The 10480-nt window shown below is 71.6% G+C and carries 10 protein-coding genes and 1 pseudogene; 5 read left to right on the plus strand and 6 right to left on the minus strand.

From position 1 onward, the window contains the following. The 4 genes and pseudogenes from AC1DP0_RS11290 to AC1DP0_RS11305 all read right to left on the minus strand — a co-directional run. A partial coding sequence (locus AC1DP0_RS11290) for a hypothetical protein (protein WP_478084637.1) occupies window positions 1-477 on the minus strand: 477 nt, incomplete at its 3' end. Between the two features lie 66 nt (window positions 478-543). Then, a complete protein-coding gene (locus tag AC1DP0_RS11295) occupies window positions 544-1509 on the minus strand; it encodes an RNA polymerase sigma factor (RefSeq protein WP_478084655.1) in 966 nt (321 codons plus the stop codon). 51 nt (window positions 1510-1560) lie between these two features. Next, window positions 1561-1776 (minus strand): annotated as a pseudogene (locus tag AC1DP0_RS11300) (sigma factor); the annotation flags it as partial. After that, entirely contained in the window at window positions 1773-2231 is a 459-nt protein-coding gene (locus tag AC1DP0_RS11305) for a YciI family protein (protein WP_478084639.1), read from the minus strand. The pseudogene AC1DP0_RS11300 and the gene AC1DP0_RS11305, both read right to left, overlap by 4 nt. 165 nt (window positions 2232-2396) lie before the next feature. Here AC1DP0_RS11305 and AC1DP0_RS11310 point away from each other — a divergent pair, with 165 nt between their 5' ends. Genes AC1DP0_RS11310 through AC1DP0_RS11320 form a run of 3 tightly spaced genes read left to right on the plus strand, consistent with a single transcriptional unit; the run spans window position 2397 to window position 7394 of the window. Then, window positions 2397-4526 carry a hydantoinase/oxoprolinase family protein gene (locus AC1DP0_RS11310; RefSeq protein WP_478084641.1) on the plus strand — a complete coding sequence of 710 codons (2130 nt, stop codon included), beginning with the start codon at window positions 2397-2399 and terminating at the stop codon, window positions 4524-4526. A gap of 1 nt (window position 4527) precedes the next feature. Continuing rightward, on the plus strand, window positions 4528-6555 hold the full coding sequence (locus tag AC1DP0_RS11315) for a hydantoinase B/oxoprolinase family protein (protein WP_478084645.1): 2028 nt from the start codon (window positions 4528-4530) through the stop codon (window positions 6553-6555). 2 nt (window positions 6556-6557) lie between these two features. Further along, window positions 6558-7394 (plus strand): SDR family oxidoreductase, encoded by an 837-nt coding sequence (locus tag AC1DP0_RS11320; protein WP_478084647.1) that lies wholly within the window; start codon window positions 6558-6560, stop codon window positions 7392-7394. 24 nt (window positions 7395-7418) lie between these two features. Here AC1DP0_RS11320 and AC1DP0_RS11325 read toward each other — a convergent pair whose 3' ends face one another. Then, entirely contained in the window at window positions 7419-7664 is a 246-nt protein-coding gene (locus AC1DP0_RS11325) for a DUF6458 family protein (RefSeq protein WP_478084648.1), read from the minus strand. A 263-nt stretch (window positions 7665-7927) separates the two neighbouring features. On the opposite strand from AC1DP0_RS11325, the gene AC1DP0_RS11330 reads away from it, so the two are divergent. Both AC1DP0_RS11330 and bar read left to right on the plus strand, forming a co-directional pair. Continuing rightward, window positions 7928-8875 carry a carbamate kinase gene (locus AC1DP0_RS11330; protein WP_478084650.1) on the plus strand — a complete coding sequence of 316 codons (948 nt, stop codon included), beginning with the start codon at window positions 7928-7930 and terminating at the stop codon, window positions 8873-8875. Between the two features lie 5 nt (window positions 8876-8880). Beyond that, window positions 8881-10017 (plus strand): barbiturase, encoded by a 1137-nt coding sequence (bar, locus tag AC1DP0_RS11335; protein ID WP_478084652.1) that lies wholly within the window; start codon window positions 8881-8883, stop codon window positions 10015-10017. A 112-nt stretch (window positions 10018-10129) separates the two neighbouring features. Here bar and AC1DP0_RS11340 read toward each other — a convergent pair. Beyond that, the coding region (locus AC1DP0_RS11340) for an integrase core domain-containing protein (protein ID WP_478084653.1) at window positions 10130-10480 on the minus strand (351 nt) is incomplete at its 5' end.

A 10480-nucleotide genomic window follows, 5' to 3' on the forward strand; every position in this document is an offset into this window, starting at 1 on the left:
GCCGTCCACGTCGATGCGGTCGATGATCCGCTCCAGGTCCACCCGCGCCACCACGGCGTCGACGTCGACGCCGGCGACGATGGCATCGAGGTCGACGTGCTCGGGCACGACCTCTGTGAGGTCGACGAGGCCGAGCAGCCCGTCCACGAGCCGGGGAGCCACGCGCTGCCCTACGCCGTATGCGTGGCGCGCGGCGACGCGGCGCTGCCGCGCGCCCCGCTCGACGACATCGACGACCCGCGGGCGCCAACGCAGCCGGCGCCCGAGGGCGACCCCCTCCGAGGCAAGGGCCGACAGCGGCCGGACGACGAAGCCCGCCCTCGCGGTGACGCGGCGCGACCCCTCGAGCGCCACGACGGCCAGGCCCAGCGCGACGTCGGCCACGTCGACCGCCGTCCACTCCGGCCCGCGCTCCCCCGCCACAGCCAGGGGCGGGACCCGGGCGGAGTCCGGCTCCTTCGGGAGGCCGATGAGCACGATGGCTCCTCCTGACGACGAACGACGGGGACATCTCGATCGTGGGACCCCCGGGGTGGCCGCGCCTCATCCTCCGCGGGTGACTCCCGGGGACCGCAGGCGCGCCGCACGCGCCGCGAGGTGGCGCCGCTCGGCCTCGTTCGTCGCGGTCGCCGCTGCCCGGTCGAGCGTGGCCGCGGCCGCGACGGTCTCGCCCGCCATCTCGAGGAGCTGGCCGCGCACGGCGAGCCATCGGTGCGTCGTGCCGAGYCGGTCCTCGACCGCGTCGACTACCTCCAGCGCGGCCCGCGGGCCGTGGGCCATCGCCACCGCCACCGCGCGGTTGAGCGTCACGACCGGGTTGCCGGTGACCTCCTCGAGGATCCCGTAGAGCGTCAGGATCTCGGCCCAGTCCGTGTCGGCCGCGGTGGCCGCCCGATCGTGCACCGCGGCGATGGCGGCCTGCAGCTGGTACTCCCCCACCGCCTCGAACGCCAGGGCCTGACGGAGCAGCTCGAGCCCCTCGGTCACGAGGGAGCGGTCCCACCGCGAGCGGTCCTGCTCGGGAAGCGGGACGAGCGCCCCCGAGCCGTCGCTGCGCGCCGGGGCCCGCGCCTCGAGCAGCAGCATGAGGGCGAGCAGACCGAGAGCCTCCGGGTGCTGGGGCACGCTGGCCACGAGCAGCCGAACCAGGCGAATCGCCTCGCGGGACAGCTCGATCCGCTGCACCGATTCACCGTGGGTGCTCGCATAGCCCTCGTTGAAGAGGAGGTAGAGGACGTGCAGCACGGAACGGAGGCGGGCGTCACGGTCGTCAGCGGACGGCATACGAAAGCCCTCTCCGGAGGCTCGGATCGTCGCCTTGGCGCGGCTGATCCGCTGCGCCATCGTCGGCTCGGGCACGAGGAACGCGTGCGCGATCTCGGCCGTCGTGAGGCCGCCCACCGCACGGAGCGTCAGCGCGATCGCCGACGCCGGGCTGAGCGCCGGGTGGCAGCACAGCAGGAGCACCGTGAGGCTGTCGTCGTGGTCGACGGGGTCGTGTGCCGGCACCTCCCACGCGATGACGCGCGCCTCCCGCTCCCGCCGGGCCGCGTCGCTGCGCCACAGGTCGACGAGGCGCCGGGAGGCAGCGGTGACGAGCCAGGCGCGCGGCTCGTCGGGGACCCCGTCGACGGGCCAGTGCCGCGACGCGGCGAGCAGCGCCTCCTGGACGGCGTCCTCCGCGGAGTCGAAGTCACCGAAGCGGCGACTGACGATGCCGACGACCTGCGGCGCGAGCGTGCGSAGCAGGTCGTCGACGGCCGTCGGAGGGCTCAGTGCGAGGCGCCTGTCGTGCGCAGGAAGGCGTCCATCTCGTCGGTGTTCGAGGGCGCCTGCTCCATGACCTGCCGCACGTGGATCGGCTGGCGCGTCGGGCGACCCCCGCGGCCCGGGACGGCCGACATCCGCGAGGCGATCTCGAGGGCGCGCTCCTCGGAGTCGACCTCGACGACCTGGAAGCCGGCCAGCCACTCCTTGAACTCCTGGAACGGTCCGTCGGTGACGACCGGCGCCACCCCGTCGGACCGGACGATCTTGGCGAGGTCGGGGCCCGTGAGGATCGTCGACGAGACGAGCTCCCCGTTGGCCTCGAGCTCGCCGATGAGCACGCCGTAGTAGTCGAGGTGGGCCTGGACCTCCTCCGGGGTCCAGTCGGACATCGGGGCCGGGTCGTCGCCGGCCTGGAAGTCCACGCCGATGAGGTACTGCGCCATGTCGCTCTCCTTCGTCACGTCGTGCCAGCGTGGCACGCTCACCCGGGGGACGGAGCCGATGACGCGCCCTCGACACCGTGTCGGGACGTCCGGGAGATCTGGCGAGGATTGGCCCAGAACCCGGCTGGTCTTGGCACGATGTGCCAACGCCCGCGGACCGCTCGCACCGGTTGAATCCTCACCATGACAGCAGGCACCTCCTCCGCTCGCCGGATCCGCATCGGCATCGACACCGGTGGCACGTTCACGGACGTCGTCGCGCTCGACGAGGAGTCGGGCGAGCTCGTCACGACGAAGACCCCCTCGACGCCGAGCAACCCCGCCAACGGCTTCCTCGCGGGCGTCCGCAAGGTGCTCGACCTCATGGGCGCGAGCGGCGACGACATCAGCGCCGTCTCGCACGGCACGRCCGTCGCGACGAACAAGCTGCTCGAGGGCAAGGTCGAGGCCCTGGGCTTCGTCACGACCGAGGGCTACGAGTTCATCCTCGAGATCGCCCGCCAGGCCGTCCCCGACGGCTACGGCAACTCCTACTTCTGGGTCAAGCCCGCGCGGATCGTCCCGGCCGACCACGTCAAGACCGTCGGCGGTCGGTTCGACTTCGAGGGCAACGAGATCCGCCCGTTCGACGAGGAGCGCGCCGTCGCGGTGGCCCGCTGGTTCAAGGACCGCGGCATCACGACGATCGGCGTCTGCTTCCTGCACTCCTACGCCGACGACAGCCACGAGCTCGCGATGCGCGAGGTGCTGCGCCGCGAGCACCCCGACGCGGTCGTCTCGATCAGCTCGGAGGTGCTGCGCGAGTACCGCGAGTACGAGCGCTCCATGACGACCCTCGTCGACGCCGCGGTCAAGCCCAACGTGTCCCGGTACGTCGCGAACATCCACCACCGGCTCGACGAGTTCACCGGTGGGGCGCCGATTCCCTTCTACGTCATGAAGAGCAATGGCGGCGTGCTGTCGGCCGACGAGGTCGTCAAGCAGCCGATCACGACGGTGCTCTCCGGCCCGGCCGCCGGAGCGCTCGGGGCCGGCCTCATCGCCTGCCGCGCCGGCTTCGACAAGGTCCTGACCTGCGACGGCGGGGGGACCTCGACCGACGTCTCGGTCGTCCTCGCCGGCGAGCCGACCCTGACGACGGAGGGCACGGTCGGTGCCTATCCGAGCAAGATCCCGATGATCGACGTCGTCACGGTGGGCGCCGGCGGCGGCTCGATCGCGTGGATCTCCCCCGAGGGCTCGCTCAAGGTCGGCCCGCAGTCCGCCGGCGCCGACCCCGGCCCGCTCTGCTACGCCAAGGGCGGCACCGAGCCGACCATCACCGACGCGCACGTGACGCTCGGCCGCATCCCCCCGCACCTGCTCGGCGGCGAGATCCCCCTCGACGTCGACGCGGCGCGGGCGGGCATCACCGAGCTCGCCGGCAGGCTCGAGCTCGACTTCGAGCGCTGCGCGACCGGCATCCTCGAGATCTCCGCGTGGAACCAGGCCAACGCCCTGCGCCAGGTCTCGGTCAAGCGCGGTCTCGACGTGCGCGACTTCATGCTCGCGACCTTCGGCGGCTCGGGCTCCCTCCTCGCCTGCCGCCTCGTCGACATCCTCGGCCTCGCGGGGGTCGTCGTCCCGCAGAACCCGGGCAACGTCTCGGCCTTCGGCCTGCTCACCGTCGACGTCAAGAACGACTACGTCCAGACCTCCGTCGCCCGGCACCACTCGCTCGACCACGCCGCAGTGCAGAGGACGTTCGACGACCTCACCGCCAAGGCGGCGAGCGCCCTTGACGCCGAGGGCTTCCCGCGCGAGAGCCACCGCTACACGCGCACGGTCGACCTGCGCTACTTCGGCCAGGCCTACGAGGTCCGCGTCGCCGCCCCCGAGGGTGACGTCGACGAGGCGTATGCCGCGGGCGTCGCCTCGCGCTTCCACGACGAGCACCGCGCCCTCTACGGCTACGACTTCCGGAACGACCCGACGCAGCAGGTCGAGTGGGTCAACCTCCGCGTCACCGGCGTCGGGCCGATCACGCGTCCCGAGCTGCGCGACCTCGCCGGGGCCGAGGGCGCCGCCGAGGTGCGCGAGCGGGCCCACCGCTCGGTCCGGCCGGTGTGCTTCGACGCGGATGCCGGCTACGTCGACACCGACGTCTGGTGGCGGGCCGACCTGCTCGCCGGCGACACGATCGAGGGCCCGGCGATCATCGAGGAGTTCGGCTCGACGGTCCCGGTCCACCCGGGTTTCGTCGTCCGCGTCGACAGCCTCGGCAACCTCGTGATCACCAAGACCCCTGCCGCCCAGACCACCTCGGAGGCCTGACATGTGCTTCTCCTGCCAGACCGCCAGCACCCGCCTCGCTCCTGCTGACGCCGCGGGCGCCGGCGCCGGCGTGGCCCACGCGACCGCGCCGGACGGCATACGCAACCCTGCGGGGCTGCCCACGGCCTACGAGCACGGCAACCGGCTGACGCCGGAGGGGACGACCGTCGACCCGATCCTCGTCGAGATCGTCGAGGGCACCCTCGCGAGCGTCGAGATGGAGGTCGAGACGGCCATCGCCCGCACGTCGCGCTCCCCCATGATCCGTGACGCGCACGACTTCCGCGCCGGCATCCACGACCGGCAGCTGCGCAAGCTGACGGGCCGGTCCTACAGCGCCCTCGTGCACCCCATCGCCCGCGACTTCCCGCTCGCCGAGATGAGCGAGGGCGACGTCTTCTTCCACAACGACGTCTACGAGTCGGAGGGCGGCATCGGCCACCTCCCCGACCTCTGCGTCACCGTGCCGGTCTTCTCCGGTGGCGAGGTCGTGGCCTTCGTCCAGGCGTTCGGCCACCACGACGACATCGGTGGCGCCGTCCCCGGTTCGATGCCGAGCAACGCACAGACGGTCTTCGAGGAGGGCCTCTCCGTCCCGCCGATCAAGCTGTGGGACAAGGGAGTTCCCAACCAGGCGGCGCTGCGCATCATGACGCGCAACAGCCGGATGCCTGACAGCCTCGCTGCGGACCTCGACGCCGAGTGCTCGGCCTGCCTCATGGGCGCGCGTCGCCTGTCCGAGCTCTTCGAGCGCTACGGCCGCGACACCATCGAGGCGGCGTTCGACGCGATCCTCGACAAGACGACGGAGACCTACCGCCGCGAGATCCTCAGCAAGATCCCGGACGGCACGTACGTCTGGGAGGACTACGCCGAGCACGACGGCGTCGACGAGCCCAAGCTGCACACGCAGCGGATCACCCTGACGAAGGTCTCGACCGGCGGCCCCGGCCCCGGCGACGGCGGCCCGAAGCTCGTCATCGACTTCACCGGCACCGCGCCGCAGGCCAAGGGCCCGATCAACCACTGCGGCGACTACGTCGGCGGCAACTTCCTCAAGAAGTGGCTCGCGCCGATCCTGCGCAACCTCGCCGACACCCCCGAGCGGATGGCCGAGCTCGACGTCAACGAGGGCATTGTGCCGCTCATCGAGATGAAGTTCCCCGAGAAGGGCACGCTGCTGACGCCGATCTACCCGGCGCCGACCAACGCGCGCACCTTCGTCATCCTGCGCCTCCTCGGCGTGCTCGCTGGCGTCGTCGCCAAGGCCGTCGACGGCAAGATGCCCGCCGACCAGGAGACGATCCGCTACACCGGCGTCTACGGCAAGGACCGCGACGGCAACGACTACCTCATGCGCGAGGTGCTCGGTGGCGGCTCCGGGGGTCGCTACTACGCCGACGGCGAGGACACGATCCACGTCGTGCCCGACAGCCGCAACCTGCCCACGGAGTTCACCGAGAGCCGGTTCCCCTTCATCGTCGAGCGCCTCGGTCTCGCCGTCGACTCGGGTGGCGCCGGTCGCTACCGCGGCGGCCTCGGCTACGAGAAGCACATCCGGATGCTCAAGGACGCCCACTTCATGTCCATCGCCGACCGCTCGATCCTCGCCTGCTGGGGCGTCAAGGGCGGCAAGGCCGGTCGCCCCTTCGAGGTGGCAGTCGACGTCGGCGGACCCGAGGAGCGCACCGTCGACGCCCTCGCCGACGCCGAGGTCGTCAAGGCCGGGCAGGTCATCCGCATCCGCACCACCGGGGGCGGCGGCTGGGGAGACCCGCTCGACCGGCCCTACGACGAGATCGAGCGCGACCTGCGCTGGGGCAAGGTCTCCTTCGACGGCGCGCGCCGCGACTACGGCGTCGTCGCCAGCGGTGACCTCGACAGCCCCGTCATCGACACCGACGCGTCGGACGTCTTGCGGGACCAGCTCCGTACGGACCGGGCCGCCGAGCAGCCCTTCTTCGACCGGGGGCCCGGCTACGCGACGCTCGCGGCGGGACGGACTGCAGCAGATGTCGACTGGGTCTGATCGTGACGACAGTCCTCGTGATCGGCGCGACCGGCAAGACCGGTCGCGCCGTCACGCGCGCGCTTGCCTCGCGCGACGTCGACGTGCGCGCTGCGGTGCGCTCCACCGAGGCCGGGAAGAGAGCGTATGCCGCTGGGGCCCGGTCGATCTCGGTCGTTGACCTCGAGACAGGGGCTGGGCTCGACCAGGCCCTCGCCGGCGTGGACGGCGTCTACCACCTGGCGCCCAACGTGCACCCGGACGAGGTGGGGATCGCCGAGCGCGTCGCCGTCGCAGCTGAGCGAGCAGGCCTGTCCCGCTTCGTCTTCCACTCGGTGCTGCACCCGGACGACGACTCGATGCCGCACCATCTCCGCAAGGCGGAGGCCGAGAAGGTCATCCGCGCCCACCTGCCCGGGGTCACGGTGCTGCGCCCCGCCGCATACCACCAGAACCTCGTCGACGCGGCGGTCACCGGGCAGCTCACCGTGCCGTACTCGCTCGAAGCACCCTTCACGAACGTCGACCTCGCCGACGTGGCGGAGGTCGCGGCCACGGTGCTGACCCGCCCTGGGCACGAGGGCCTGACGTACGACCTCGCCGGGCCCGAGGTGCTCTCGGTCCGAGACCTGGCGCGCGTCGCGGCGGACGTGCTCGGCCGGCCCGTCCAGGCCGTCCGCGTCGAGCTCGCCGAGTGGGTCGCCGGACCGGGGGCGTCCCTGTCGGCACAGGGCCGCAACGACCTGCTGGCGATGTTCGCGTCCTACGACCGGGGTGGCCTCGTCGGCGATCCCTCGACGCTGCGCCGCCTGCTCGGGCGCGAGCCTCGGACGTGGGCAGAGGTACTGGCCCGCACCTGACGTCGAGCAGAGGCGGTGGCCGCCTCAGTCGATGTCGAACTCCTCGATGGTCTGACGCACCGTGTTGGTCGGCGAGTCCGAGCCGTTGGGGCGCTCCTCGCGGGTGATGACGCGCTTGTGCTGCGAACCCTTGATCCCGTGCCAGATCAGCACCCCGCCGGCCAGCATGAGGATGACGCCGACCGTGGGCAGGCTGATGGCGGGCGTGTTGGCCCGGACCGCGAAGGCCAGGATGGCCCCCACGACGGCGAGCAGGACTCCGACTCCCACGTGTGCCCACCTCTCAGCTCGACCGAAGCGCGCCGGACGGCGCCTGCAGACATTATCTCCCCCTACCCGTCGGACCGAAACGGTGGACGGCGAGATCGAGTGACCCGGCCCCGACGCCGGTGCAGCAGGCCGCTGACCCCGGCCCGACGGCATACATCTGCCAATGTCAGGGGTCGCCTTGGGCAGGAGGTGCCAACGCGCCCGCTCCGCCGCGCTCCCTAGGCTCACGCCATGACGACCGCCCCGAGAAGCAAGGACGCGCCGTGAGGGTGCTCGTGGCGCTGGGCGGCAACGCCATGACCGGGCCCGACGGCAGCGCGACACCGCAGGCCCAGCTCGACGCCATCGCCGTCGCGAGCCACCACCTCGCCGAGCTCGTCGCCGCCGGCCACGAGGTCGTCATCACGCACGGCAACGGGCCCCAGGTCGGCAACCTCCTCGTCAAGAACGAGCTGGCCGCGCACGTCGTGCCGCCGGTCCCGCTCGACTGGTGCGGCGCCCAGACGCAGGGGACGATCGGCTTCACGCTGCTCGACACCCTCGAGGGCGCGCTCGCCGCCCGTCACGTCGAGCGACCGGTCGCCGCGATCGTCACGCGCACCCTCGTCGACGCCGACGACCCCGGCTTCACCCACCCGACGAAGCCGATCGGACGCTTCCTGCCCCGTGAGCAGGCCCAGACCCTCATCGACCACGGCGAGCGCTGGGAGGACCGCGGCGAGAAGGGCTGGCGTCGCGTCGTCGCCTCCCCCGAGCCCGTCGAGGTCCTCGAGACGCACACGCTCCACACGCTCCTCGCGGCCGGTTACGTCGTCGTCACGGCCGGGGGTGGGGGCATCCCGGTCGTCCGCGGCAGTGACGGCGCCATCCACGGCGTCGAGGCCGTCATCGACAAGGACCTCACGGCCGCCCTGCTCGCCCGCGCCGTCCACGCCGACGCGCTCGTCATCGCGACCGACGTCGCCCATGCCGTCGCCGGCTGGGGCACGCCCGACGCCCACGACATCGGCCGGGTCACGCTCGGCGAGATGGAGGCGTATGCCGCCGCCGGCCACTTCGCGTCGGGCTCGATGGGCCCGAAGGTCGAGGCCGCCCTGCGCTTCGTCCGCTCGGGTGGTTCGCGCTCGATCATCACGGCACTCGACCAGCTCGCCCCGGCCATCGACGGCCACGTCGGGACCGTCATCGAAAACCCTGAAAGAGAAAGGTGATTCACGTGCCCGAAGCCATTGAGGTGCGCAAGGTCCCCATCCACTCGGTCGCGGACGCGTCGGAGCTCGCGAAGCTCATCGACGACGGCGTCATGGAGGCGAGCCGCGTCATCGCCATCATCGGCAAGACCGAGGGCAACGGCGGCGTCAACGACTACACGCGCATCATCGCCGACCGCGCCTTCCGCGAGGTCCTCGTCGAGAAGGGCGCACCGGCCGACCAGGTCAAGCAGGTCCCGATCGTGTGGTCCGGCGGCACCGACGGCATCATCAGCCCGCACGCGACGATCTTCGCGACGGTCCCGGCCGACAAGGCCGAGCAGTCCGACGAGCCCCGGCTCACGGTCGGATTCGCGATGAGCGAGCCGATCAAGCCCGAGGAGATCGGCTACGTCGCGATGGTCCAGAAGGTCGCCGACGCCGTCAAGGTCGCCATGGAGCGCGCCGGCATCACCGACCCGGCCGACGTGCACTACGTCCAGACCAAGACGCCGCTGCTGACGATCCACACGATCCGCGACGCGAAGTCCCGCGGCCACGAGGTCTGGACCGAGCACACCCACGAGTCGATGGACCTCTCCAACGGCACGACCGGCCTCGGCATCGCCGTGGCCCTGGGCGAGATCGAGATGCCGACCGACGCCGACATCATGCACAACCGGTCGCTCTTCTCGTCGGTCGCCTCGTGCAGCTCGGGTGTGGAGCTCGACCAGGCGCAGGTCGTCGTCGTCGGCAACACGAAGGGCATCGGCGGCCGCTACCGCATCGGTCACTCGGTGATGCAGGACGCGCTCGACGCCGACGGCGTGTGGGGTGCGATCAAGGACGCCGGGCTCGACCTGCCGGAGCGCCCGCACACCAGCGACCTGCAGGGCCGGCTCGTCAACGTCTTCCTCAAGTGCGAGGTGAGCCAGGACGGCACCGTGCACGGCCGCCGCAACGCGATGCTCGACGACTCCGACGTGCACTGGCACCGCCAGATCAAGTCGGCCGTCGGCGGCGTCACGGCGTCGGTGACGGGCGACCCGGCCGTCTTCGTGTCGGTGTCGGCCGCCCACCAGGGCCCCGACGGCGGTGGCCCGGTCGCCGCGATCGTCGACCTCGGCGAGGGCGACCCCACCGGCTACCGCTGGACCCGCTGACCCCGCTGACCCGCTGACCGCGCGGCCTCGTGCCGTGTCCGGCGGAAGCCCACGACAGTGCTGCGCACCACGCAGCACTGTCGTGGGTCGTCGAGGGCCTAGGTGTACTCGGTCATGACGTTGGTGACAGACGGCTGACGGGTGGGAGTCCCTTGAGCGCGGTGTGGCGTCGTCGAGTGTTGTACTCCTGGAGCCAGGGGGCAAGGGCTGCGGATCGCTCGGCGTTGCTGGTGAAGACTTGCCGGTAGGCCCACTCGGTGGCCAGGGTTCGGTTGAACCGTTCCACCTTGCCGTTCTGCCACGGGCAGTGCGGCTTGATGAACTTGTGCGTGGCCCCGAGCACGGTCATCGCGTTCTTGACGTCGGTGCTGCGGCGGTAGCTGAAGTGGTTGTCGGTGATGACTCGTTCGATCTGGGTGATGCCGTGGCCGGCGAAGTGTTCCGCGGCGCGCAGGATGAACGC

This window comes from Terrabacter sp. P5_B1, assembly GCF_056400505.1.